Here is a 25564-nt window from a genome sequence, read left to right on the forward strand (position 1 = left end):
TCCTGCGGCGCGCTCGATACAGCGCGCCCCGCCCGCACCCATGCTCGTTCTCGGCATCGAAAGCTCCTGTGACGAAACCGGCCTCGCGCTCTACGACACGCAGCGCGGCCTGCTCGCACACGCGCTCCACTCGCAGATCGCGATGCACCGCGACTACGGCGGCGTCGTGCCCGAACTCGCGTCGCGCGACCACATCCGCCGCGCGCTGCCGCTGCTCGAGGAAGTGATGGCGCAAAGCGGCACGCGCCGTGACGACATCGACGCGATCGCATTCACGCAAGGCCCCGGCCTCGCCGGCGCGCTGCTGGTCGGTGCGAGCATCGCGAATGCGCTCGCGCTCGCGTGGAACAAGCCGACCGTCGGCATCCATCACCTCGAAGGCCACCTGCTGTCGCCGCTGCTCGTCGCGGAGCCGCCGCCGTTCCCGTTCGTCGCGCTGCTGGTTTCGGGCGGCCACACGCAACTGATGCGCGTGACCGACGTCGGCGTGTACGAGACGCTCGGCGAAACGCTCGACGATGCGGCCGGCGAAGCGTTCGACAAGACGGCGAAACTGATCGGCCTCGGCTACCCGGGCGGCCCGGAAGTGTCGAAGCTCGCCGAAACGGGCACGCCAGGCGCAGTCGTGTTGCCGCGCCCGATGCTGCATTCGGGCGATCTCGACTTCAGCTTCAGCGGCCTGAAGACGGCCGTGCTCACGCAGATGAAGAAGTTCGAAGCGGCGCAGCTGACCGGTGAAGCGCTCGAACGCGCGAAGGCCGACCTCGCGCGCGGCTTCGTCGACGCGGCCGTCGACGTGCTCGTCGCGAAGTCGCTCGCGGCGCTGAAGAAAACGAAGCTCAAGCGCCTCGTGGTCGCGGGTGGCGTCGGTGCAAACCGTCAGCTGCGCGACGCGTTGTCGGCCGCCGCCGCGAAGCGCGGCTTCAACGTGCACTACCCCGATCTCGCACTGTGCACCGACAACGGCGCGATGATCGCGCTCGCCGGTGCATTGCGGCTCGCGCGCTGGCCCGAACAAGCGAACGCCGACTACGCATTCACGGTGAAGCCGCGCTGGGATCTCGCATCGCTCGCACGCTGAGCCGCACAACGTAACGCCTGCGCAGAAATACAAAAAAGGCCGCTCAAACGAGCGGCCTTTTTCATCGGCGCGACAAAACGCCGCGGCGTTATGCCGCCAGCCGCTTGTCGCGTTCGATCAGCGCATAGGCGCTGTGATTGTGGATCGATTCGAAGTTCTCGGCTTCAAGCACGTACGCGACCACGCGCTCGTCCGCATCGAGACGCTGCGCGACGTCGCGCACGAGATCCTCGACGAACTTCGGGTTCTCGTATGCACGCTCGGTGACGAACTTCTCGTCCGGGCGCTTCAGCAGGCCCCACAGCTCGCACGACGCCTCTTCTTCGGCGATGCGGATCAGCGCCTCGACCGGCAGGTCGGCCGCGAGTTCGGCATCGATCGTCACATGCGAGCGCTGGTTGTGCGCGCCGTACTGCGAGATCTTCTTCGAGCACGGGCACAGGCTCGTCACCGGCACGAGCACCTTCAGGAACAGGCGCGTGTCGCCGTTGCGGCTTTCGCCCGCGAGCGTCACTTCATAGTCGAGCAGGCTCTGCACGCCGGACACCGGCGCCGTCTTGTTCACGAAGTACGGGAACGTGACCTCGATGCGGCCGGCCTCGGCTTCGAGTTTCTCGAGCATCGACGCGAGCATCGCGCGGAAACGCTCGACCGTCAGCGGCGCGCGGTTCTCTTCGAGCAGCGCGACGAAGCGCGACATGTGCGTGCCCTTCTGGTCGGCCGGCAGACGCACATCGAGATTCCAGACACCGACGGTCGGCTGCACGTCGCCGCTTTCGGTACACACCGTCAACGGATGCCGGACCGCCTTCACGCCCACGCGCTGAATCGGAATCTGGCGGGTATCCACCGTGCTCTGCACGTCGGGCATCACGAAGGCGGGATTCATCTGGTTCATCTTGTTCAATCCTTGTAAGCCGCGCGTTCGACAACGCGCACGCCGCGTCATGCGGCAGCCGGAAAAGCAACATGGGCCCGCAGGCCCATGTTTTCCGCATCAATGAAGACCGGTTGCGCCAGTCGCACCGACATCGCCCGCGGGCGGTGCCAGCTTATGCGACGCGCTTCGCCTGACCGGCGACATCGGCCGCCGGGTTCAGGAAGCGTTCGCGAATCGATTTCGCGATGCCCGCGCCGTCGAGGCCGCATTGCGACAACAGCTTTGCGTGGTCGCCGTGATCGACGAACTGGTCAGGGAGGCCCAATTGTAGTACGGGTCGGATAACCCCACTCTCCATCAGGGCTTCCACGCAGGCCGAGCCCGCGCCGCCCATCACGCAGCCTTCCTCGATCGTGACGAGGTAGTCGTGCGTTTCGGCGAGTTCGCGCACGAGCGCGGCATCGACCGGCTTCACGAAGCGCATGTTCGCGACGGTTGCGTCGAGTTCCTCGGCCGCGGCGAGCGACGGTGCGACCATCGTGCCGAACGCGAGGATCGCGACGCGCTTGCCTTCCGGCTGCGCCGTGTGACGACGCACTTCACCCTTGCCGAGCGGGATCTCGGTGAGCTCCTTTACCGTCGGCACGCCCGTACCCGCGCCGCGCGGATAGCGCACCGCGGTCGGGTTCGGCTGCTGCAGCGCCGTGTGCAGCATCTGGCGGCATTCGTTTTCGTCGGATGCCGTCATGACCGTCATGTTCGGGATGCAACGCATGAACGCGAGATCGTACGCACCCGCGTGCGTCGCGCCGTCCGCGCCGACGAGGCCCGCGCGGTCGATCGCGAACACGACCGGCAGGTTCTGCAGCGCGACGTCGTGGATCAACTGGTCGTAACCACGCTGCAGGAACGTCGAGTAGATCGCGACGACCGGCTTGAGCCCTTCGGTCGCGAGGCCGCCCGCGAACGTCACCGCGTGCTGCTCGGCGATGCCGACGTCGTAGTAACGATCCTTGAAGCGCTTCTCGAACTCGACCATGCCCGAGCCTTCGCGCATCGCGGGCGTGATGCCGACGACGCGCGAATCGCGCTCGGCTTCATCGCACAGCCATTCGCCGAACACCTGCGTGTACGTCTTCTTCGCGGGCGTGGGCGACGGCTTGATGCCTTCGGCCGGATTGAACTTGCCGGGGCCGTGGTAGAGCACGGGATCGGCTTCGGCGAGCTTGTAGCCCTGGCCTTTCTTCGTCACCACGTGCAGGAACTGCGGGCCGCGCAGTTCGCGGATGTTCTGCAGCGTCGGGATCAGCGAATCGAGATCGTGACCGTCGATCGGGCCGATGTAGTTGAAGCCGAACTCCTCGAACAGCGTGGCCGGCACGACCATGCCCTTCGCATGCTCCTCGAGCTTGCGCGCGAGTTCGAGCACCGGCGGCGCCACGCTCAGCACGCGCTCGACGCCCGCGCGCGCGGCCGCATAGAAGCGGCCCGACATCAGGCGTGCGAGATGGCGATTCAGCGCGCCGACCGGCGGCGAGATCGACATGTCGTTGTCGTTCAGGATCACGAGCAGCTTCGCGTCTTCCGACACGCCCGCGTTGTTCATGGCCTCGAACGCCATGCCGGCCGTCATCGCGCCGTCGCCGATCACGGCGATCGAGAAGCGGTCGTCGCCGTTCAGCTGGCTGCCGATCGCCATGCCGAGCGCGGCCGAAATCGACGTGCTCGAGTGCGCGGTGCCGAACGTGTCGTATTCGGATTCGCTGCGGCGCGGGAAGCCCGAGATCCCGTCGTACTGGCGCAGCGAATGCATCTGGTCGCGGCGGCCCGTCAGGATCTTGTGCGGGTAGGTCTGGTGACCCACATCCCAGACGATGCGATCGTTCGGCGTGTTGAACACGTAGTGCAACGCGATCGTCAGCTCGACCGTCCCGAGGTTGGACGACAAATGGCCGCCCGTCTTCGACACGCTGTCGAGCACGAACGCGCGCAGTTCATCCGCGAGCGGTTGCAGTTGGCGACGATCGAGGCGGCGCAAATCCGCCGGGTCGTCGATGGTTTTCAGCAAGTCGTACATCGTCGTTCCATTGTAGGAAATCAAACGCGCCCGCATTCTTTTGCACGCACCGTAGCGTGTGCGCGGCGGCGGGCTTTCGCGTCAGCTGACCCGGTTCACTACCAGGTCGGCAAGTTCGGCGAGACGCTGTGCGCGTGCGCCGAACGGTTTCAACGCATCATGCGCTTCGGCGCGCAGTTGCGCTGCGAGCTCGCGCGACGCCTCGAGGCCGAGGATCGAAACGTAGGTCGGCTTGTCGTTCGCGGCATCCTTGCCGGCCGTCTTGCCGAGCGTCGCCGAATCGGTCGTGACGTCGAGAATATCGTCGACGACCTGGAAGGCCAGACCCACGGCCCCCGCATAGACGTCGAGCGCAGCCATCGTTTCCGCCGTCGGCGTTTCGCCGGCCAGTGCGCCCATCCGCACGGCCGCGCGCAACAAGGCGCCCGTCTTCATCCGGTGCATCGTCTCGAGCTGCTCGCGCGTCAGCTTGAGGCCGACGCTCGCCAGGTCGATCGCCTGCCCGCCGGCCATGCCGATCGAGCCGCTCGCGAGCGCAAGCTCGCGCACGAGCGCCGCCTGCTGCACCGGCGACAGCGCATCGGCGTCGGTCAGCGCGACGAACGCCTGCGATTGCAGCGCATCGCCGACGAGCAGTGCCGTCGGCTCGTCGTACTGCACGTGCACGGTCGGCTTGCCGCGTCGCAGCGCGTCGTCGTCCATGCACGGCATGTCGTCGTGCACGAGCGAGTAGACGTGGATCATCTCCAGCGCCGCCGCCGCCGCGTTGCGCGCCGCTTCCGTCGCGCCGGTCAACTCGCCTGCTGCATGGCACAGCAGCGGGCGAACGCGTTTGCCGCCGCCGAGGACCGCGTAGCGCATCGCCTCGTGGAGTTGCGCGGGCATCGCGGTTTCAGCGGGCAAATAATGGCCGAGTGCGTCTTCGACACGGTCAAGCACGGACCGCATCCATTGTTCGAATGTCATAGATCGTCGTCTTCGCCGTCCGTGGCGGCCGTTCCGGACGAAAGCGGCTTCAGCGTCGCGCCGTCGAGCACGCGAACCTGCTGCTCCACTTTCTCAAGCTGCTGTTGGCAAAACGCAACGAGGGTCGCACCGCGGCGGTATGCCGTCAGTGAATCCTCGAGGCTCAACGCGCCGCCTTCCATCCGGGCAACCAGCGTCTCGAGTTCCGCGAGCGCCATCTCATAATTGTCCGGCAACGGTTCGGTGCCATTACCGGGCGGCGTGGCGCCTGGGGATGCGGTTTTCGCCATGGACGAGGGTGTCAAATTTCAAAACAAGTCGGACATTCTACGGCAAAAGAGAATTCTCCGATCTGCCGACGTGGGCGGCCTCGCGCATATTCTGGCCCCACCTCCGATGCACAGTGTGCGCCTCCTGATTGTCGCCGGACAAAAAATTGACACAAATCAGGCACTTAATTCTGGCCTTGCGAGGCGAACCGGGTATAATTCCGCGTTTCCCTAAATCGATTTTTCGATGGTTGGGTTGTTCACTGCTTTCACGCTAACACCGGGAGTGGGAATGTCCAATCTGAGCGATGCGCTTCAGTTGAAGTCGGCTCACAGCCAGCTTCCAGTCACTGCATACTTCGATGAGGCGCTACTCGAGCGCGAGATCGAAGCCCTCTTCAAGAAAGGACCCCGTTACGTCGGGCACGAGTTGATGGTGCCCGAAGCGGGGGATTATTTTGCGCTGCCGTCCGAGAAGGAAGGCCGCGTGCTGGTCCGCAACCAGGCGAACCAGATCGAACTGCTGTCGAACGTCTGCCGCCACCGGCAGGCCATCATGCTCAACGGGCGCGGCCACACGCAGAACATCGTGTGCCCGCTGCACCGCTGGACGTACGATCTGGAAGGCGAACTGCTCGGCGCGCCGCACTTCCCCGAGAAGCCGTGCCTGAACCTCGGCAAGAGCCCGCTGCAGAACTGGCAGGGGCTGCTGTTCGAGGCCGAAGGCCGGAATGTCGCGCGCGACCTCGCCCACCTCGGCACGAAACATCACTTCGACTTCTCCGAGTACCTCTTCGATCACGTCGAAGTGCACGAGTGCGATTACAACTGGAAGACGTTCATCGAGGTCTACCTCGAGGATTACCACGTTGTCCCGTTCCACCCGGGCCTCGGCAGCTTTGTGTCGTGCGACGACCTCAAGTGGGAGTTCGGCGACTGGTACAGCGTGCAGACGGTCGGCGTGCACAACGCACTCGCGAAACCGGGCAGCGCGACTTACCAGAAATGGCACGAGCAGGTGCTGAAGTTCCGCAACGGCGTGCCGCCGGAGTTCGGCGCGATCTGGATGGTCTACTACCCGGGCCTGATGATCGAGTGGTATCCGCACGTGCTCGTCGTATCGTGGCTGATCCCGCGCGGCCCGCAGAAGACGACCAACATCGTCGAGTTCTATTACCCCGAGGAAATCGCGCTGTTCGAACGCGAATTCGTCGAGGCCGAACGCGCCGCCTATATGGAAACGGCCGTCGAGGACGACGAGATCGCGATGCGGATGGACGCAGGCCGCCGTGCGCTGATGACACGCGGCGAGTCGCAGGTCGGCCCGTACCAGAGCCCGATGGAAGACGGCATGCAGCACTTCCACGAGTTCCTGCGCCGCCACCTCGGCGACATCTGACGGCCGGTGCGGCGCTTTGTCGCCGCGCCCCATCCGGCAGACGAAAAGACGGGCTTCGGCCCGTCTTTTTTTGTTTAGACTTGGAGTGTCAGGTCATTCGCACTCCAGGGAGCCGTCATGCCACACACCCATTACACCACGCTCATCTCCGCCGCCAATCTCGCCGAGCGCCTGGCCGCGGCGCCCGGCAGCGTCGTACTGTTCGATTGCCGCTTCGATCTCGCCGATCCGGGCGCGGGCGAAGCCGCCTATGCGGCCGGCCATATCCCCGGCGCGCAGTATCTTCATCTCGACCGCGACCTGTCGGGCCGCAAGACGGGCACCAACGGCCGCCATCCGCTGCCGACCCGCGATGCACTCGCCACGCTGCTCGCCAGCCGCGGCCTCAAGCAGGGCCAGCAGGTCGTCGCATACGACGCACAAGGCAGCGCCTATGCGGCGCGCCTGTGGTGGCTGCTGCGCTGGCTCGGCCACGATTCGGTCGCCGTGCTCGACGGCGGCCTGCAGGCCTGGGAAGCGGCCGGCCAGCCGCTGGCGACCGACGTGCCGCAACCGGCCGCCGGCGACTTCCGCGCGGGCGCGCCGCTCGAATCGACGGTCGACGCGGCAGCCGTGCTCGCGAACATCAAGTCGCCCACGCGCGTCGTGATCGATGCTCGCGCACCGGACCGCTACCGCGGTGAAAACGAAACGATCGATCGTGTCGGCGGCCACATCCCCGGCGCGCGCAACCGGTTCTTCAAGGACAACCTGACCGCCGACGGTCGCTTCAAGACCGGCCATGAACTGCGCGAGACGTTCTCCACGCTGCTGGCGGGCATCGAACCGAACAGCGTGATCCTGCAATGCGGCTCCGGCGTCACCGCCTGCCACAACGCGCTTGCGCTGGAGATTGCGGGGCTGCACGGCGCGTCGCTGTATCCGGGTTCGTGGAGCGAATGGAGCGCCGATCCGTCGCGGCCGATCGCCACCGGCCCGACGCCGTAAGCGAAGGCGAAGCGCAGCAACGGAGCGGCGGCATGTGCCGCCGCTTGCCGTTTACAGCACGCCGTACTTGCGGAACCACTCGATCGCGCGCTTCCAGCCGTCCTCGGCATCGGCCTTGACGTAGCTCGGCCGGTAATCGGCGAAGAACGCGTGGCCGGCATCCGGATACACGACGATCTCCGATGCGCGTGCAAGCTTCGAATCGCTGGTCTGGATCGCCTTGCGCATGTCGGCGAGCGACGCCTGCGTGATGTTCGTATCCTTTTCGCCGTAGAGCCCGAGCACGGGCACCTTCAGCTGCGACGCATGATCGACCGGATTGAACGGCGTCATCTCGTCGGTCTTGCCCTCGACGAACCCGTACCACGCGACGGCCGCGCGCACGTGCGGGTTGTGTTCCGCATACAGCCACGCCTGGCGGCCGCCCCAGCAGAACCCCGTGACGCCGAGACGCGCCAGGTCGCCGCCGTTCTTGCCGGCCCACGCGACGGTCGCATCGAGGTCCTCGGTGACCTGCCGGTCGGGCACCTTGCTGATGATGTTGTCGAACAGATCCTTCATCGTCGGATACTTCGACGCGTTGCCCTGCCGCGCGAACAGGTCGGGCGCGATCGCGAGGTAGCCGAGCTTCGCGAAGCGGCGGCAGACGTCGGCGATATGCGCATGCACGCCGAAGATCTCGTGGATCACGATGATGACCGGCAGGTTCGTCTTGCCGGCCGGCTGCGCGCGATAGGCCGGCACGCTTGCGTCGCCGGAGCGGATCTCGACGGTGTCGACGTCCAGCCCGGCGCTGTCGGTCGTGACCGTCTGCGCCGACACGGGCAGCACGGCCGCCGCGAAGGTGCCGCCCAGCGCGGCCTGCATGAACTTGCGGCGCGAGAACGGAACGTGGGGGACCAGGCTGTCGACTTCGGGTTTCAACATGAATGCACTCCTCGATTGAGCGCCACCGTCACGATCATGGATGCGGCATGACGGAGCATCGTGTCGGCGCGCGGCGCGAATATCGCGGCGGTTGGCACCCCGCCGCAAACGAAAACTCGGACAAGATGCCCAATAATCCGTTGTCGCGTCAACTGTCAGATGTGTAAGACTCAATTACGACGATTCGATCCGGCCGCTCCAATCGTAGCGCGGCCAGTCTATTTCGATCGTCGTTGCGCGACCGAATGCTCGCGAAATGAAAAGGAAAACGCGCGGACGATGCCGCCCGGCAAGCGCACACACGACCTTCCGGCTGCCCGCAAAAAAACACGGCCGGGGAACACGCATGTCGTGCGCGCGCCCCGCCCGCTTGTCGCGCGAACGCGCGGTCAGTGCAGCTTGACGCGCGGCAGCGTCGTGCGCCGCAGCCAGTGCGCGACGGTGTCGAGCATCATCCGCGGATAGCCGTGCAGCGCCGCGATGTGCAGCCGGTACAGCGACATGTACATGAAGCGCGCGAACAGCCCTTCGATCAGCATGTTGCCGCCGATCAGCCCGCCCATCAGGTTGCCGACCGCGCTGAAGTGGCCGAGCGACACGAGCGAACCGAAATCGCGATACGTGAACTCCGGCAGCGGGCGTCCATCGAGCCGGCAGCCGATCGCCTTCAGCAGGAAGCTTGCCTGCTGGTGCGCGGCCTGCGCGCGCGGCGGCACGTTGCGTTCGTTGCCAGGCCACACGCATGCCGCGCAATCGCCGAGCGCGAACACGTTGTCGTCGGTGAAGGTCTGCAGCGTGCGGCGCACGTCGAGCTGGCCAAGCTTGTTGACCTGGAGGCCGTCGAGATGCGAAAGCACCGACGGCGCCTTGATGCCGGCCGCCCAGACCGTCAGGTCCGCGCGCACCGTCTTGCCGCTCGCGGTATGCACGAGCCCCGGCGCGACCTCGGTCACGCGCTCGCTGAGCATCAGCCGCACACCGAGCTTTTCGAGCAGCTCGGCAGTCGCCGCCGACACGCGCTCCTGCAGCGCCGGCAGAATCCGCGGCCCCGATTCGATCAGCACGATGCCGACGTCGTGACGCGGATCGAGCTTGTGCAGCCCGTACACGGACAGCACCTGTGCCGTGTTGCGCAGCTCCGCGGACAGCTCGACGCCCGTCGCGCCGCCGCCGACGATCACGACCTGGATACGCGGCTCGGCCGTATCGCCCGGTGCGGTCGGCGCCGGTGCCTGGTGCTCGGCGCGCATGCACGCGGCGATCAGCCGCTTGCGGAAGCGCTCGGCCTCCCCGACTGTATCGAGCGCGATCGCGTTTTCCGGCGCGCCCTGCACGCCGAAGAAGTGGGTCGTGCTGCCGATCGCAATCACGAGCGTGTCATATTCCAGCTCGCGTGCCGGCAGCAGTTCCTCGCCGTCACTGTCGTTGATCGGCGACAGCGTGACGCGCTTGGCCGAGCGGTCGAGCCCGGTCAGTTCGCCCTGCTGGAACTCGAAGCCGTGCCAGCGCGCCTGCGCCGCATATTCGAGCTCCTGCGTGAACGGGTCCATGCTGCCGGCCGCCACCTCGTGCAGCAGCGGTTTCCAGATGTGGGTCGGATTGCGGTCGACGAGCGTGACAAGCGCACGCGCGGGACGATTGCCGCGCGCGCCGTAACGGTCGCCGAGCCGCGTCGCCAGTTCCAGGCCGCCCGCGCCTCCGCCTACGATGATGATCCGATGCATCTGATTCCCCCTTTGCGATTCGAAACTGCTGCCGCCGGACGCCGCGAACGCGATGCATTCGTGCCGCCCGGTGGATTAACCGGTTCGGACATCATCGATGTGCAGTTCGAAGCACTTCGATGCGTCCGATCCCGGAACGCGGGGCGCGCCGCCCCCGCTTCAATGACATGACCGACATGCATTGTCCGGGAGCTTGCGCGTTGACCACAAGCAAACCATCTCGATATTCAGCATCCCTGCAACAATATGCCGCGGGAAACGGGGACCGCTCGGGGGTGCGTCAGTGTGCCTCTTCCCAGTTCGCGCCGGCACCCACCTCGGCGACGAGCGGCACCTTCAGCTTCGCGACGCCGCACATCATTTCCGGCAGCTTCTCGCGCACGAGCGACAGTTCGTCGTCGGGCACCTCGAGCACCAGTTCATCGTGCACCTGCATGATCATCCGCGACGCAAGCCGGTCGCGCGTGAGCCAGTCGTCCACCGCGATCATCGACAGCTTGATCAGGTCGGCTGCCGTGCCCTGCATCGGCGCATTGATTGCCGCGCGCTCGGCCGCCTGGCGGCGCGGGCCGTTGCCACCGTTGATCTCCGGCAGCCACAGGCGGCGACCAAAAACGGTTTCGACGTAGCCCTTCTCCTTCGCGATCGCGCGCGTGTCTTCCATGTACTGCGCGACGCCCGGATAGCGGGCGAAATAGCGGTCGATGTAGAGCTTTGCCGCGTCGCGCGTGATGCCGAGGTTCGACGCGAGCCCGAACGCGCTCATCCCGTAGATGAGCCCGAAGTTGATCACCTTCGCGATCCGGCGCTGGTCGGAATGGACCTCCAGCGGCGTCACGCCGAACACCTCGGCGGCCGTTGCGCGGTGGATGTCCTCGCCCTGCGAGAACGCGCGCAGCAGCGACGCGTCGCCCGAGATGTGCGCCATGATCCGCAGTTCGATCTGCGAATAATCGGCCGACACGATGCGGTGGCCCGGCGATGCGATGAACGCCTCGCGGATCCGCCGGCCTTCGGCCGTGCGCACCGGAATGTTCTGAAGATTCGGATCGTTCGATGCGAGGCGGCCCGTCACCGCGACGGCCTGCGCATAGTTCGTGTGCACGCGACCCGTTGCGGGATTCACCATCCGCGGCAGCTTGTCGGTATAGGTCGACTTCAGCTTCGACAGCCCGCGATGCTCGAGCAGCAGCTTCGGCAGCGGGTAGTCCTCGGCCAGCTTCTGCAGCACCTCTTCGTCGGTCGACGGCGCACCGCTCGGCGTCTTCTTCACGACCGGCAACTGCAGCTTCTCGAAGAAGATCTGCCCGATCTGCTTCGGCGAACCGAGATTGAATTCGCCGCCCGCCAGTTCGTACGCCTGCGCTTCGAGTTCGATCAGGCGCGTCGCGATTTCGGTGCTCTGCGCCTGCAGGCGCACGTCGTCGATCAGCACGCCCGTGCGTTCCATCTTGCGCAGCACGAGCGACACGGGCATCTCGATCTCGCGATACACGCGCTCGAGGCCCGGCTCGCGCGTGACCTGCGGATACAGCGCGTGATGCAGCTGCAGCGTGACGTCCGCATCTTCGGCCGCGTACTCGGCCGCCTGCTCGAGCGCCACTTCGTCGAAACCGATCTGCTTCGCGCCCTTGCCGGCCACGTCTTCATACTTGATCGTCTTGACGCCCAGATGACGCAGCGCGAGGCTGTCCATGTCGTGCGTGCGGTGCGATTCGACCACGTACGATTCGAGCAGCGTGTCGTGCTCGATGCCGTTCAGCGCGATGTCGTAGTTCGCGAGCACCTGCGCGTCGTATTTCATGTGCTGGCCGACCTTCTTGCGATCGGCCGATTCGAGCCACGGCTTCAGGCGCGCGAGCACTTCGTCGAGCGGAAGCTGCTCGGGCATGTCGGGGCCGCGGTGCGCGACCGGCAGGTAGGCCGCCTTGCCCGGCTCGACCGAGAACGACAGGCCGACCAGCCGCGCGAGCATCGGGTCGAGCGCGGTCGTCTCGGTGTCGAACGCGGTCAGCGCGGCCGCGTCGATTTTCGCGAACCACGCGTCGAACTGTTCCCAGGTCTGGATCGTGTCGTATTCGCGCACGATGTCGGCCGCCACCACCGGTGCCGGCTCGCCTTCCGGCGCATCGGCGCCGCCGCCTTCCGCCGGGGCGCTGTCGACTTCGCGCAGCCACGTCTTGAAGCCGTAGCGCGCGAAGATGTCGCGCATCAGGTCGCGCGCTTCGCCGTCGCTCTTCAGCGACGCTTCGATCGATTCGAGATGCGGCGCGAGATCGCAGGCCGTCTCGACGGTTACGAGCGTGCGGCCGAGCGGCAGGAAGTCGAGCGCGCGACGCAGGTTGTCGCCGACCACGCCCTTGATCTCGCCCGCGTGCTCGATGACGCCGTCGAGGCTGTCGTATTGCGCCAGCCATTTCACGGCCGTCTTCGGCCCGCACTTCTCGACGCCCGGCACGTTGTCGACGGTGTCGCCGATCAATGCCAGATAGTCGATGATCCGCTCGGGCGGCACGCCGAATTTCGCGATCACGCCGTCGCGGTCGAGCGTCTCGTTGGTCATCGTGTTGACGAGCGTGACGTGGTCGCTCACGAGCTGCGCGAGATCCTTGTCGCCCGTCGACACGATCACGTTCATCCCGTTCCGTTCGGCTTCGCGCGCGAGCGTGCCGATCACGTCGTCGGCCTCGACGCCTTCGACCATCAACAGCGGCCAGCCGAGCGCGCGCACGGCGCCGTGGATCGGCTCGACCTGCAATGCAAGGTCGGGCGGCATCGACGGACGGTTTGCCTTATAGTCGGCATAAAGGTCGTCACGGAACGTCTTGCCCTTTGCATCGAACACGCAAGCGCTATACTCTGCACTGACTTCCTTGCGCATACGGCGCAGCATGTTGATGATTCCGTAGAGCGCTCCTGTCGGCTCCCCGCCAGGGCCACGCAAATCAGGCATCGCATGGTAGGCCCGATACAGATAGCTCGAACCGTCAACCAATAGCAGGGTCTTACCTTCCAGATTTCGTTCTTCAGGCATTATGAACAAGAGAAAAGTGATTCCGAGTCTGCGTTCGCTCGCAGATCAAGAACGCGCGACGGCCAAGAAGGCGCGCGCATCGTGGCAGATGTTCACGATTATGGCAGAGTTTATCGAGGCGACCGAGTACCTGTCGGAGATCCGCCCGGCTGTCAGCATCTACGGTTCTGCCCGCCTCAAACCCGATACGCCGCACTACAAGCTGGCCGCGCAGATCGCGCGCAAGCTGTCCGACGCCGGCTTCGCCGTGATCTCCGGCGGCGGCCCCGGCATCATGGAAGCCGCGAACAAGGGCGCACACGCCGGCAAGGCGCCGTCGGTCGGCCTGAACATCGAGCTGCCGCACGAGCAGGCCGGCAACCACTACCAGGACATCTCGCTGCGCTTCCGCCACTTCTTCACGCGCAAGGTCACGTTCGTGAAGAACTCGGATGCGGTGATCGTGATGCCGGGCGGTTTCGGCACGCTCGACGAGCTGTCCGAAGTGCTCACGCTGATCCAGACGAAAAAATCGCGCCTCGTGCCGATCATCCTCGTCGGCAGCGAGTTCTGGAAGGGGCTGCTGCAATGGTTCCGCGACCAGCTGATTCCGATGGGCCTGATCAATCCGGAAGACATGGATCTGATGCAGGTGATCGACGATCCCGACCAGGTGCTCGAAGCAGTGCTCGCGTTCTACGAGGACAGCGGCGAAGAGGAAGGCGAAGGCTCGGAAGAGCAGCAGCCGCGGCCTGACGAAGACCGGATGTTCTATCTGTAATCCATCCGTGGCATGAGCCGGCCCGACGGCCGGCGCACTGCTTCCCGCGCGGCAGGCCGGCGATTTTGCCACCTGCCGCGCGTCACTTTGTAACGCGCTGTTAATCGGGCTTCGCGGCCGCGCGCCGTCGAATGTCAAATCCGTGCAGCCGGTGCCGCGCGACGCGGCGCAATCGGCCATACCCGCGGCCCGCCATTGTCAAATTGCGCGGCCCGAAACCCGCACCCCGCCCTCGCCGGTCACCAACCCGCTGTAATAAACCCGCCTCGCCTTTTCCGTCACGCGCCAGCACACTGCATTCTGTCGGCGCGGCGTTCCCCCCGGTGGAACGGTCCCCCTCGCTTCCATCGCGTCGCGCCGGCCTATTCATAACGACCTCACGGAAAAGAACATGCAACGCTCGCTGATCGCCCTCGCCTTCGCCGGCCTCGGCCTTTCGCTGTCCGGCCTCGCTCATGCAGTCAACGTCGACGTCAACATCGGCACGCCCGCGCCGGTCGTCGTCGCCCCCGCACCCGTCATGGTCGCTCCGGGGCCCGCGGTCATCGTCGGCTGGCATGGCGACCGCTACTGGGACGGCCACCGTTACTGGGAACGCCGCGAGTGGGAAGATCACCAGCGTCATCGCGGTCACGACGACCACGACCGCCGCGGCGACGACCGACGCGGCGACTACCACTGCCCGCCGGGACACGCGAAGAAAGGCGAGTGCTGATCGACCTCGCCATCGCCTGACAAGCAGGGCCGCCCGCGCGCTTCGGCGCCGGGCGGCCTTGTCGTTTCTGGCGACCCGCTTCGGGATAGCGCGACCGCCGCCGGGATACCGAATGGGGCATCCCGGTGCGGGCCGATCGCACAACTCGCAGGCAGTCCCGCCGCGCATCTGCGCAGTCGATCTCGCGCTGCGGACACACGATACTGAGTGGTAGGATCGGCCTCACACAAGGCCATTTCCGCCACCATGCCACTCATCAGGATCTGGGCAGTCAACCATGCCCTCGCGTCCGGCATCGCCGCGCCGACCGACATCCTTACCGCGGCCAATCATCTCGCCCCCACGACGCCGGCCCGCCGGACAGCCGCCCCGTTCCGGTGGCGCATCGAATCGAGCGACGGCCGGCCGGTTCGTACGGCCTCCGGCCAGCTCGTCCCGGTCGACGGCGCGATCGACGGTGGCAGCGCCGCCGATGCGATCTGGCTGACCGCGCCGTTCGTCGCCGATCTGGAGCGGCTGCTCGCACGCCCCGGCTCGCTCGCGCCGCTGCTCGACGCGCTGCGGCGACAGCATGCGCGCGGCACGCTGATCGCGACTTATTGCACGGGCGCGTTTTTGCTGGCCGAGGCCGGCTTGCTCGACGGGCGCGCCGCCACCACGCACTGGTCGAAAGCCCCGAGCTTCCAGGCGCGTTACCCGGACGTCGCACTGCGCGCATCGGAGGTACTGACCGAGCAGGACGGCATTCTCTGTGGCGGCGCCATCACGTCGTATCAGAATCTCGCGCTGCGCCTCGTCGACAAGCTCGCGAACCCGCGTCTTGCGGCGTCCGTCGCGAAGCTCATGCTGATCGACATGAACCGCATTTCGCAGGATTCGTACATCGATGTCTCGCAGATGAGCCGCGCCGGGCACGATGATGCGGCTGTTGCGCGCGCGCTGCGCTGGATGGAAAGACACCTGCGCGAGCCGTTCAGCCTTGCCCGCTTGAGCGAGCACGTGGCGATGAGCGAACGTACGCTGCATCGTCGCTTCAGGGAGGCCGTGGGGGCACCGCCACTCAAGTATCTGCAGACGCTCAGGATCGAGGTCGCGAAGCGGCTGCTGGCCGAAACGAAGATCGGGGTCGACGCGGTCTGCGAGCGCGTCGGCTACACGGACATCAGCGGCTTTCGCCAGCTCTTCAAGCGCGAGACAGGCATTGCGCCCGGCGAATATCGCCGCCGCTTCATGCGCTAGCCGCCGAGCATCGGCATCGATCGTAATGTCCGGAATGGCATTGCCGAATGGCAGTTTCGCCACTTCGCGCGCAAAGGTGCGGTTCCTACACTGGGTTCACGTCGCCCGGAACCGGGAACGACGCCCTCTCAACCGCACCAGGACAACATCATGCCGATGATCGACGTCGCGATCCCCGAAGGTGCGCTCGCGCAGCCTGCCGAAGCGCAATTGATGAGCGAACTGACCGAGATCCTGATCCGTCACGAAGGACTCGACCCGAGTGACCCACGCGTGCGGGATGTGACGTGGATCTTCGTCCACCGGCCGGCGGCCGTGTACCGCTCCGGCGAACTGGCGCCCGCACCCATCTACCGGATCGTGCCGACCGTGCCGGAAGGCCAGTACACGGACACCGCGCGCGCCGGGCTGATCGCCGACGTCACGGCCGCGGTCGCCCGCGCGGAAGGCGTCCCACTCGACGCCATCGCGTCGCGCGTCTGGGTGCTGCCGACGGAAATCGACGACGGCTGCTGGGGCAGCCGCGGCGTCGTACGCCGCCTGCCGGACATCATGGAATATTTCGGCGGAGCGACGCTGCGCTCGCTCGGGGAACAGCGGCTGGCGATCAAGCGGCAGGCGGACGCGATCGGAATGCTGGAGGCCGTCCTCGATGCGATGCGAGATACGCATCGCGATCGGTCGCACGGCGGCACCGCCACACCCGCGCACTGACGCACGCGCGCCGGTATCCGACAGCCGAACGCATCGGCGCGCTCGCAACCCGAACGCCGCGCGTCAGGCCGGCGCCCCCGCCAGCAGGAGTGGCGCGAGTTCCGGATGCGCGCCGAGCCGGGCCGCAAGGAAATCTATCAGCAACCGGCTCCGCAGCGGAAGATGAGTGCGCTGCGGCATGCACAGATAGAGCCCGTAGCGGGAAGTGGCGTGCTTCGTCAGCAGCGGCACGAGACGGCCCTCGCGCACATGCGCGTGGACCGAATAACCGAAGAACTGACCGATCGCGGCACCGCTCAGCACGATGTCGAGCTCGGCGTCGATGTCGTTGGTCGCGATGAACGGGTGCACCTGTTGCGTGTCGACGCGGCCGTCGACGAGGAATTCCCATGGAAACGGCTTGCCCGTGCGCGGATACAGGAACGCCGTGCAGCGGTGATCGCGCAATGCATCGATCGTTTGCGGCTCGCCGTGGCGGCGCAGATACGCCGGCGCCGCACAGACGACCAGTTGCAGATCGGCGACGCGACGCGCGATCAGCCCGCTGTCGGGCAGATTGCCGGTCCGCACCGCGATGTCGATCCGCTGCTCGACGATGTCGGCCATGTCGTCGCTGACGATCAGCTCGGCCGTCACGCCCGGCTGCCGGTCGCAGAACTCGCCGAGCAACGGCGCGAGAAAGCGCCGGGCGAGCGAGTAAGGTGCAGCGACGCGGATCGTGCCGACCGCGTGCGCGCGATCGTCGTCGAGCGTACGCAATGCGGTTTCCAGTTCTCCGACCGCGCCGCGGCACTGCGCGAGCAGGCGCTCGCCCTCGGCCGTCAGCGCGATGTGATGCGTCGAGCGCTGGAACAGCCGCACGTTCAGCAGCGCCTCGAGCGCAGCGATCTGCTTGCTGGCCGCCTGCGGCGTCATGCCGAGCTCGCGTGCGCCCGCGCTGATGCCGCCCGCGGCTGCGACGCGGACGAATACCGTCAGCGCCTTCAAACGATCCATTCGGTGCTCCTGTCGAACCCGGCACGTCCGGGCACTCGTCAATGGCGTCGCGACGCCGGTCCGTCAAGTTGAATCGGTTACAACCGGATCGGTACTACTCGCGTGCCGCCCCGCTTCGCACAATGGCGCCATCTTCGACGATCAGCCCGCACGGGCCGCTCACCATGAACCTGCGCTCGTTTTCCATCGCCTCCCGGGCCACCGTCGCGGCCGCCTCGATCATCGCCGGTGCGTCGTCGCCCGCGCTCGCGGACGATGCGCCCGCCCGTGTCGTCGAAACGGTGCTGCTGCGGACCACGCACGCATGGGACGGCTCGCCCTACCGAGCCTACCCGACGCATCAGCCCGAGGTGACGGTCGTACGCTACACCATCCCGCCGCACGCCGTACTGCCCTGGCACACGCATCCGTCGATCAACATCGGCTACGTGCTGTCGGGCCATCTGACCGCCGTACGCCGCAGCGACGGCAAGCGGCTGGCGCTCGGCCCCGGCGACGTGGTGCCGGAAATGGTCGATGGCGCGCATCGCGGCGAGACCGGCGACGAGACCGCCGAGCTGATCGTGTTCTACGCCGGCACGCCCGGCGCACCGCTGACCGTTCCGGACGGCGAAGACTGAGCGCCGGCCCTTCGGCCGGCTCGTTTCACCCTGACGCGGAGCGCCACCCATCATGTCCGATTCACACACCCTGTCCACCCCCTCCTCCACGACGCGGCCGCTGCCCCGGCTCGACGGGCGCGTCGCGCTCGTCACGGGCGGCGGCACCGGCATCGGCCGGGCGGCCGCACTCGCGTTCGCGCGCGACGGCGCCCGCGTCGTCGTGGCCGGACGCCGCGCGGCGCCGCTCGACGACACCGTGCGCGCGATCGCCGAACGCGGCGGCGAAGCGTTCGCGATCCCCGTCGACATCGCCTCGGCCGACAGCGTACGCGCGCTCGTCGACGCGACGCTCGAACGCTACGGCGCGCTGCACGCGGCGTTCAACAACGCCGGCACGGAAGGCACGTTCGCGCCGATCGTGGAGCAGACGGTAGCCGACTTCGACGACGTGATCGCCACCAATCTCAAGGGCACCTGGCTGTCGATCAAATACGAGATGGAGGCGATGCTCGCGCACGGCGGCGGTGCAATCGTGAACACGTCGTCCTGGCTCGCGAAAGGCGCGCTTGCCGGCTCGTCGACCTATTCGGCGAGCAAGGGCGCGCTCGATGCGCTGGTGCGCGCGGTCGCGCTCGAAGGCGGCCCGCACGGGATCCGGATCAACAACGTCAACCCCGGCATCATCGACACGCCGATGGCGCTCCGGTTCGGCGACGACGAGATGTTCCGCCCGTTCGCCGCGTTCACGCCCGCGCGACGGATCGGCACCCCCGAGGACGTGGCGGACGCGGCCGTCTGGCTCTGCAGCGACGAAGCGCGCTTCGTGACCGGCGAATCGATCCTCGTCGACGGCGGCTACACGATCGGCGGCATGCGCTGATCGGCGCCGCACGGAGGATGAATCAATGGAATACGTGAGACTGGGAACATCCGGGCTGAAGGTGTCGAAGCTGTGCCTGGGCTGCATGACCTACGGCGATCCCTCGTGGCGGCCGTGGGTCGCGACCGAGGACGTAGCGCGCCCGTTCATCCGCGCGGCACTGGACGCCGGCGTGACGTTCTTCGACACGGCCGACATCTACTCGGGCGGCGAGAGCGAACGCATTCTCGGGCGCGCGCTGCGTGATTTCGCGACACGCGACGACGTGGTGATCGCGACCAAGGTGTTCTTCCCGACCGGCGACGGTCCGAATGCGCGCGGGCTGTCGCGCAAGCATCTGTTCGCGAGCATCGACGCGTCGCTGCAGCGTCTCGGGACCGATTACGTCGATCTCTATGTCGTTCACCGGTTCGATCCGGATACGCCGATCGACGAAACGCTCGACGCGCTCGACGCAATCGTGAGGAGCGGCAAGGTCCGTTATCTCGGCGCCTCGTCGATGCATGCGTGGCAGTTCATGAAGATGCTCGCATTCCAGCGGCATCACGGCCTCGCCCGGTTCGCGTCGATGCAGAGCCAGTACAGCCTGATCTGCCGCGACGACGAACGCGACATGCTGCCGCTGTGCATCGAGGAAGGCGTCGCGTACACGCCGTGGTCGCCGCTCGGCCGCGGGTTGCTGGCCGGTTCGCGCGATGCCGGGACGACGCGGGCCGCGACCGACCGGCAGATGGTGTCCTGGTACGACGGCCGCGATGCGGTCGCGGCGACCGTCGAGGCCGTCGGACAGGTGGCGCAGGCACGCGGCCTGCCGCCCGCCCGGATCGCCCTCGCGTGGGCACTGCGACGGCCCGGCGTCACGGCACCGATCGTCGGATTGTCGAAGCCGCATCACGTGACCGATGCGCTCGCGGCGCTCGACCTGACGCTTGACGATCGAGAAACCGCGCTGCTCGAAGCCGCGTTCGACCGAACGATCGAGCCGGTGCAGTGGTAATCACGGCTACGGCAACCGACCGGGTCGAGTCAGGAGGCTGAAGCCGAGCAATCCACCGCCAGCAGGCCGGACGGCGCAAAACCCGGCGGCCGCGCCCCGCAGGGCCCGCCGGTCGTCACGCTTACTGAAACGCCACTTCCGCAAAACTCCGCAACTTCCGGCTATGCAGCTTGTCGAGCCCGTTCGTGCGCAGGATCTCCATCGCCTTCACGCCGATCTGCAGGTGCTGATCGACCTGCCCGCGATAGAACGTGTCGGCCATCCCCGGCAGTTTCAGCTCGCCGTGCAGCGGCTTGTCCGATACGCACAGCAGCGTGCCGTACGGCACGCGGAAACGGAAGCCGTTCGCCGCGATCGTCGCGCTTTCCATGTCGAGCGCGACCGCGCGGCTCTGCGACAGCCGCTGCACCGGCTCGCGATGATCGCGCAGTTCCCAGTTGCGGTTGTCGACGCTCGCGACCGTGCCCGTGCGCATCACGCGCTTCAGTTCGACGCCCTCGAGCCGCGTGACGTCGGCCACCGCGCGCTCCAGCGCGAGCTGCACTTCGGCGAGCGCCGGAATCGGCACCCACAGCGGCAGGTCGGCGTCGAGCACGTGATCCTCGCGCACGTAACCGTGTGCAAGCACGTAGTCGCCGAGGCGTTGCGTGTTGCGCAGCCCCGCGCAGTGACCGAGCATCACCCACGCGTGCGGGCGCAGCACCGCGATGTGATCGGTGATCGTCTTCGCGTTCGACGGACCGACGCCGATATTGACCATCGTGATCCCGCTGCCGTCCGCGCGCTTCAGGTGATACGCGGGCATCTGCGGCAGGCGCGGCGGCGCGGCGCCCTCGGCCGGCTCGCTGCCGAGGTTCGCGTTGTACGTGACGACATCGCCCGGCTCGACGAACGAACTGTACTGGCTGCGGTACGCACGCACCTCGGGATCGGTGCTTTCCGTCATCATCGTGCGGCCGAGCTTCACGAACTCGTCGATGTAGAACTGGTAGTTCGTGTAGAGCACGTAGTTCTGGAAATGCGTGGGCGACGTCGCCGTGTAGTGACGCAGCCGGTGCAGCGAGAAGTCGACGCGCGCGGCCGTGAACAGCGCGAGCGGATGCGGTTCGCCCGGCGCCGGCTCGAACGTGCCGTTGACGATGCGGTCGTCGAGATACGACAGGTCGGGCGTGTCGAAGATGTCGCGCATCGCGAGCAGGCGGTCGCGGTCGAGCTCGCCCTCGAGATGGATGCCTTCCGGAAACGCGAAATGGATCGGAATCGGCTGCGACGACACGCCGATCTCGATCTTGACATGGTGGTTCTTCGACAGCAGGCGCAATTGCTCGCGATAGTAGTTCGCGAAGAGATCGGGGCGCGTGACCGTCGTCTCGAACACGCCGGGGCCCGCGACGAAACCGTACGAACGGCGCGAATCGACGTGCGTGTTGACGTCGGTGCGGATCCGCACGAACGGGTAGCACGCGCGCACGTGCTCGGTAATCGGTTCGTGGCGGCGATAGCGCGCGAATGCGTCGCGCAGGAAACCCGTATTCGTGTCGTAGATGGCGGACAGCCGCGCGACGGCGGCGATCGAATCGTCGAAAGCCTCGACCGACGGGCTCTCGGGCGTCAGCACTCGGTGCCGGCGGCTCAAATCGTTCTTCATTTTCATCACCTCGTCTGATCCGACGACATTACCACGGAACCCGGTCACCCTTATGGCCGCCCGGATACACGCAGGGGCCGGATGGTGCGCAGTATTTGCTAAAATCGGTGGGTTCACTGGAGACTCATCATGAAGCCGCTCATTCTCGTCGCCGCTGCCGTCGCGTTTGCCGCCGCCAGCAGCGCTTACGCCGCCGGCGCCACGCCTGACGCCGACGCGCAGGCCCGGGCCGAGGCCAACGAAGCCGCCGGCCTGCCCGATCTCCGCAAAATCAACCGGCCGGCCGCCGAAGTCTCGTCGAAAGTCGACTTCGCCGACATTCGACGCACGCCGAGCTTCCACGAAAAGAGCAAGAACGGCACCGAGGTCACCGAGTACCGCGACCGCGGCAAGCCGGTCGAGATCGACGTGAAGTCGAACTTCGGCACGCGCTACCAGATGAGCTCGACGCCCGACACGTCGCCGAAGCCGCACGACGCGGGCATCCCGATCACGCGCCTGCCGTCGCTGAACCTGCGCTACTGATTTCGTGGCGCGCCGTGTCGATCACGGCGCGCCGCCTCCCCTCCACCTGCTGTTGCGACGCACGCCGCCCGCGTGCCGACAACCTGACCTGACGCATCTCGCATGGCCGTTTTCACTGCTGTTTCCGACTCCGATCTCGCGCAATGGATGCGCCACTACGAACTGGGCGACGTGCTTGCGTTCCGCGGCATTCCGTCCGGTATCGAAAACAGCAATTTCTTCCTGACGACGACACGCGGCGAGTACGTCCTCACGATCTTCGAAAAGCTCACGGCGCAACAACTGCCGTTCTACCTCGACCTGATGCGCCACCTGGCCGGCCACGGCGTGCCGGTGCCGGATCCGGTGCCGCGTGACGACGGCGCGCTGTTCGGCGAGCTGCACGGCAAGCCGGCCGCGATCGTCACGAAGCTCGACGGCGCGGCCGAACTCGCGCCGGGGGTCGAACACTGCATCGAGGTCGGACAAATGCTCGCGCGCCTGCACCTCGCGGGGCGCGATTACCCGCGCAACCAGCCGAACCTGCGCAGCCTGCCGTGGTGGCAGGAGAACGTGCCGGCGATCGTGCCGTTCATCACGGACGCGCAACGCACGCTGCTCGAAGGCGAGCTCGCGCACCAGGCCAGCTTCTTCGCGTCGGACGACTACGCGGCGCTGCCGGCCGGGCCGTGCCATTGCGACCTGTTCCGCGACAACGTGCTGTTCGCGCACGCGGCGCCCGGCACCGGCCACAACGTGCGGCTCGGCGGCTTCTTCGACTTCTATTTCGCCGGCTGCGACAAGTGGCTGTTCGACGTCGCGGTGACCGTCAACGACTGGTGCGTCGACCTCGCGACCGGCGTGCTCGACGTCGCGCGCGCCGATGCGCTGCTGCGCGCCTACCAGACGGTGCGGCCGTTCACGGCCGAGGAGCGCCGCCACTGGAGCGACATGCTGCGCGCGGGCGCGTACCGCTTCTGGGTGTCGCGCCTGTACGACTTCTACCTGCCGCGCGCGGCGGAAATGCTCAAGCCGCACGACCCCGGCCATTTCGAACGCATCCTGCGAGAGCGTATCGCCCATACGCCCGCGCTTCCCGAGATCCAAACCGCATGCAACTGATCGAAGTGCCCGCCAAAACGGGCTATGTCTGGTTCCGTCAAGGCGTCTGGCTGTTCCGCCGGAACCCGCTCGCGTTCATCACGCTGTTCTTCACGTACCTGCTGGCGATCACGCTGGTGTCGATGGTGCCCGTGATCGGCTCGGCGCTGCCGCTGGTGTTCATTCCGGGCATCGCGGTCGGCTTCATGGCCGCGTGCCGCGACACGGTGGCCGGCAAGCCCGTGATGCCGACGATCCTGATCGACGGCTTCCGCTCGTACGGCGCCGTCGCGTCCCAGCGGCTGCTGGTGCTTGGCGTGATCTACGTCGCGTCGATGGTGCTGGTGTTCGCCGCGTCGTCGTTCGTGGACGGCGGCGCGCTGTTCCACGTGATGATGGGCGCGGCGGACGAAGCGAGCACGACGCCGGAAACGCTCGCCGCGCAAGGCACGCTCGGCGCGCTGTTCTTCGCGACGCTGCTCTATCTGCCGATCTCGATGTTGTTCTGGTTCGCGCCGGTGCTGGTCGCGTGGCATGACGTCCCGCCCGCCAAGGCACTGTTCTTCAGCATCGTCAGCTGCTGGCGCAATCGCGGCGCGTTCACCGTGTACGGCGCGCTGTGGTTCGGCGTCGCGCTCGGCACGTCGCTCGCGCTGTCGCTGCTGCTGCAGGCGCTCGGCGCCGGCGCCTATGCGCTGACGATCATGATGCCGGTGACGATCATCATCGTCACGATGCTGTACTGCTCGTTCTACGCGACCTATCGCGGCTGCTTCGGCGTGCAGGAGCCGGGCGCGCCGACCGCCACGTCGGGCCGCTGAAACCTCTCCCGGCCGGCGCGCGCTGCCGGCCGTCATGCTGTTCCGCGCGCCGGGTTGTCTCCCGGCGCCTCTCCCGATCCCCCTGTTTCGCGGCATCCGCCGTCGGGCGCACCTTGCCAGGCTCCCCTGTTCAACCCGATCTTTTGCGCGCAAAATAATTTGTGTGCAAATTGTTCGCGCGTCCGCCGCGCCTCCCGAATCATGGACCGCCCACCCTCGCTACCCCAGACGCTCGACGAGCAGCTGTGCTTTGCGCTCTACTCGACTTCCCACGCGATGACGAAGGCGTACAAGCCGCTGCTCGACAAGCTGTCGCTGACCTATCCCCAATATCTCGCGATGCTCGTGCTGTGGGAGCGCGACGACATCGCGGTGAAGGACATCGCCGCGCGGCTCGACCTCGATCCGGCTACCGTCACGCCGCTGCTCAAGCGGCTGGAAGCGCTTGGCTACGTCGAGCGCGTGCGCAGCGCGGCCGACGAACGCGTCGTGAACGTACGCGTGACGCCTGAAGGCCGTGCGCTGAAGGATCGCGCACGCTCGGTGCCCGCCGATCTCTTTTGCGCGATGCAGCAAACCCCCGAGTTCCTGGTCAGGCTGCGCGCCGATCTCCAGCAGTTGCGCGACGCGCTGTCGGCCGCCAACGAACGCTGACGAGCGAGCGTCGGCCGACCGGCCCGGCACTGCCGGGCTTTTTCTTCAAAATTTCATTTGCACACTAATGATTTGTGTTCTATATTTTCTTCGTGGCCGGCGACATCCCGTTCGACCGGGCCGCTTTTCTCCCCTTTTCCCGACAGGAGCTGCACGATGAACATTCTGTACAAGACCAGCGCCACGAGCACGGGCGGCCGCGACGGCCGCGCAGTATCCGCCGACAACAAGCTGGAAGTGAAGCTGGCCGCGCCGCGCGAACTCGGCGGCACGGGCGCGGAAGGCACGAATCCGGAACAACTGTTTGCCGCAGGTTACTCGGCCTGCTTCCTGAGCGCGATGAAATTCGTCGCCGGCCAGAACAAGCAGGCGCTGCCGGCCGATACGCAGGTCACGGCGGAAGTGGGCATCGGCCCGAACGACGCAGGCGGCTTCGGGCTCGACATCGAGCTGCGCGTGTCGCTGCCGGGGCTCGACAAGGCCGACGCGCAGGCGCTGGTCGACAAGGCGCACCACGTGTGCCCGTATTCGAACGCCACGCGCAACAACGTGCCGGTGCGCCTGACGGTCGTCTGACGCGACCAAGGTC

The 25564-nt window shown here is 66.6% G+C and carries 24 protein-coding genes; 15 read left to right on the top strand and 9 right to left on the bottom strand.

Annotated features, from left to right (window positions below; translation table 11 throughout):
- The first annotated feature begins 40 nt into the window (after positions 1 to 40).
- On the top strand, positions 41 to 1081 hold the full coding sequence (gene tsaD, locus H3H55_RS27505) for a tRNA (adenosine(37)-N6)-threonylcarbamoyltransferase complex transferase subunit TsaD (RefSeq protein WP_048250243.1): 1041 nt from the start codon (positions 41 to 43) through the stop codon (positions 1079 to 1081).
- An 88-nt stretch (positions 1082 to 1169) separates the two neighbouring features.
- Here tsaD and folE2 read toward each other — a convergent pair whose 3' ends face one another.
- From folE2 to H3H55_RS27525, 4 genes are all read right to left on the bottom strand, one after another.
- On the bottom strand, positions 1170 to 1979 hold the full coding sequence (gene folE2 / locus H3H55_RS27510; protein ID WP_089428001.1) for a GTP cyclohydrolase FolE2: 810 nt from the start codon (positions 1977 to 1979) through the stop codon (positions 1170 to 1172).
- A 154-nt stretch (positions 1980 to 2133) separates the two neighbouring features.
- On the bottom strand, positions 2134 to 4038 hold the full coding sequence (dxs, locus tag H3H55_RS27515; RefSeq protein ID WP_048250241.1) for a 1-deoxy-D-xylulose-5-phosphate synthase: 1905 nt from the start codon (positions 4036 to 4038) through the stop codon (positions 2134 to 2136).
- An 81-nt stretch (positions 4039 to 4119) separates the two neighbouring features.
- A complete protein-coding gene (locus tag H3H55_RS27520) occupies positions 4120 to 5004 on the bottom strand; it encodes a polyprenyl synthetase family protein (RefSeq protein WP_048250240.1) in 885 nt (294 codons plus the stop codon).
- Positions 5001 to 5294, bottom strand: coding sequence for an exodeoxyribonuclease VII small subunit (locus H3H55_RS27525; protein WP_011355806.1), 294 nt, complete (start codon positions 5292 to 5294; stop codon positions 5001 to 5003). Before H3H55_RS27525 ends, H3H55_RS27520 begins: the two co-directional genes overlap by 4 nt.
- Before the next feature lie 271 nt (positions 5295 to 5565).
- On the opposite strand from H3H55_RS27525, the gene H3H55_RS27530 reads away from it, so the two are divergent.
- Together H3H55_RS27530 and H3H55_RS27535 are read left to right on the top strand one after the other, a co-directional pair.
- The gene (locus tag H3H55_RS27530) at positions 5566 to 6672 is read left to right on the top strand and encodes an aromatic ring-hydroxylating oxygenase subunit alpha (RefSeq protein ID WP_193100995.1); all 1107 of its coding nucleotides are present in this window, start codon (positions 5566 to 5568) and stop codon (positions 6670 to 6672) included.
- A 117-nt stretch (positions 6673 to 6789) separates the two neighbouring features.
- Positions 6790 to 7659, top strand: a complete 870-nt coding sequence (locus H3H55_RS27535; protein ID WP_193100996.1) for a sulfurtransferase — start codon at positions 6790 to 6792, stop codon at positions 7657 to 7659.
- 51 nt (positions 7660 to 7710) lie between these two features.
- On the opposite strand, the gene H3H55_RS27540 is transcribed toward H3H55_RS27535, so the two are convergent.
- The 3 genes from H3H55_RS27540 to polA all read right to left on the bottom strand — a co-directional run bounded on the left by H3H55_RS27540 (position 7711) and on the right by polA (position 13344).
- A complete protein-coding gene (locus H3H55_RS27540; RefSeq protein ID WP_193100997.1) occupies positions 7711 to 8586 on the bottom strand; it encodes a dienelactone hydrolase family protein in 876 nt (291 codons plus the stop codon).
- A gap of 389 nt (positions 8587 to 8975) precedes the next feature.
- Complete coding sequence (locus H3H55_RS27545) at positions 8976 to 10310, bottom strand: NAD(P)/FAD-dependent oxidoreductase (RefSeq protein WP_193100998.1); 1335 nt, start codon at positions 10308 to 10310, stop codon at positions 8976 to 8978.
- Positions 10311 to 10590: 280 nt separating this feature from the next.
- Entirely contained in the window at positions 10591 to 13344 is a 2754-nt protein-coding gene (polA, locus tag H3H55_RS27550; RefSeq protein WP_193100999.1) for a DNA polymerase I, read from the bottom strand.
- A 1-nt stretch (position 13345) separates the two neighbouring features.
- Here polA and H3H55_RS27555 point away from each other — a divergent pair, with 1 nt between their 5' ends.
- From H3H55_RS27555 to H3H55_RS27570, 4 genes are all read left to right on the top strand, one after another.
- Positions 13346 to 14104, top strand: coding sequence for a TIGR00730 family Rossman fold protein (locus H3H55_RS27555; protein ID WP_129516867.1), 759 nt, complete (start codon positions 13346 to 13348; stop codon positions 14102 to 14104).
- A gap of 391 nt (positions 14105 to 14495) precedes the next feature.
- Positions 14496 to 14819, top strand: coding sequence for a hypothetical protein (locus H3H55_RS27560; protein ID WP_048250233.1), 324 nt, complete (start codon positions 14496 to 14498; stop codon positions 14817 to 14819).
- Positions 14820 to 15065: 246 nt separating this feature from the next.
- Complete coding sequence (locus tag H3H55_RS27565) at positions 15066 to 16058, top strand: GlxA family transcriptional regulator (protein WP_193101000.1); 993 nt, start codon at positions 15066 to 15068, stop codon at positions 16056 to 16058.
- 150 nt (positions 16059 to 16208) lie between these two features.
- Positions 16209 to 16772 (top strand): tautomerase family protein, encoded by a 564-nt coding sequence (locus tag H3H55_RS27570; protein WP_193101001.1) that lies wholly within the window; start codon positions 16209 to 16211, stop codon positions 16770 to 16772.
- A gap of 63 nt (positions 16773 to 16835) precedes the next feature.
- Here the strand turns inward: H3H55_RS27570 and H3H55_RS27575 are convergent, their stop codons facing one another.
- The gene (locus H3H55_RS27575; protein ID WP_193101002.1) at positions 16836 to 17768 is read right to left on the bottom strand and encodes a LysR family transcriptional regulator; all 933 of its coding nucleotides are present in this window, start codon (positions 17766 to 17768) and stop codon (positions 16836 to 16838) included.
- 164 nt (positions 17769 to 17932) lie between these two features.
- On the opposite strand from H3H55_RS27575, the gene H3H55_RS27580 reads away from it, so the two are divergent.
- From H3H55_RS27580 to H3H55_RS27590, 3 genes are read left to right on the top strand one after another with little or no spacing between them, the layout of a single operon-like run.
- Positions 17933 to 18388 carry a cupin domain-containing protein gene (locus tag H3H55_RS27580; RefSeq protein ID WP_226800385.1) on the top strand — a complete coding sequence of 152 codons (456 nt, stop codon included), beginning with the start codon at positions 17933 to 17935 and terminating at the stop codon, positions 18386 to 18388.
- A gap of 52 nt (positions 18389 to 18440) precedes the next feature.
- On the top strand, positions 18441 to 19250 hold the full coding sequence (locus H3H55_RS27585; protein WP_193101004.1) for an SDR family NAD(P)-dependent oxidoreductase: 810 nt from the start codon (positions 18441 to 18443) through the stop codon (positions 19248 to 19250).
- Positions 19251 to 19275: 25 nt separating this feature from the next.
- Positions 19276 to 20247 (top strand): aldo/keto reductase, encoded by a 972-nt coding sequence (locus H3H55_RS27590; RefSeq protein ID WP_193101005.1) that lies wholly within the window; start codon positions 19276 to 19278, stop codon positions 20245 to 20247.
- Positions 20248 to 20368: 121 nt separating this feature from the next.
- Here H3H55_RS27590 and H3H55_RS27595 read toward each other — a convergent pair whose 3' ends face one another.
- Positions 20369 to 21895: an AMP nucleosidase gene (locus tag H3H55_RS27595; RefSeq protein ID WP_129516860.1), complete on the bottom strand. Its 1527-nt coding sequence runs from the start codon at positions 21893 to 21895 to the stop codon at positions 20369 to 20371.
- Between the two features lie 129 nt (positions 21896 to 22024).
- On the opposite strand from H3H55_RS27595, the gene H3H55_RS27600 reads away from it, so the two are divergent.
- The 5 genes from H3H55_RS27600 (at position 22025) to H3H55_RS27620 (ending at position 25551) form a co-directional block, all read left to right on the top strand.
- Entirely contained in the window at positions 22025 to 22420 is a 396-nt protein-coding gene (locus H3H55_RS27600; RefSeq protein WP_129516859.1) for a hypothetical protein, read from the top strand.
- Between the two features lie 102 nt (positions 22421 to 22522).
- A complete protein-coding gene (locus tag H3H55_RS27605; RefSeq protein ID WP_048250225.1) occupies positions 22523 to 23521 on the top strand; it encodes a homoserine kinase in 999 nt (332 codons plus the stop codon).
- Positions 23512 to 24321, top strand: a complete 810-nt coding sequence (locus H3H55_RS27610) for a BPSS1780 family membrane protein (protein WP_048250224.1) — start codon at positions 23512 to 23514, stop codon at positions 24319 to 24321. The genes H3H55_RS27605 and H3H55_RS27610 overlap by 10 nt, the downstream gene beginning before the upstream one ends.
- A 201-nt stretch (positions 24322 to 24522) precedes the next feature.
- Positions 24523 to 24975 (top strand): MarR family winged helix-turn-helix transcriptional regulator, encoded by a 453-nt coding sequence (locus H3H55_RS27615; protein WP_193101006.1) that lies wholly within the window; start codon positions 24523 to 24525, stop codon positions 24973 to 24975.
- Positions 24976 to 25131: 156 nt separating this feature from the next.
- Entirely contained in the window at positions 25132 to 25551 is a 420-nt protein-coding gene (locus tag H3H55_RS27620; protein ID WP_031399791.1) for an organic hydroperoxide resistance protein, read from the top strand.
- The last annotated feature ends 13 nt before the right edge of the window (positions 25552 to 25564 follow it).

Origin of the sequence: Burkholderia sp. Z1 (assembly GCF_014893795.1) — a bacterium.
Lineage (GTDB): Bacteria > Pseudomonadota > Gammaproteobacteria > Burkholderiales > Burkholderiaceae > Burkholderia > Burkholderia theae.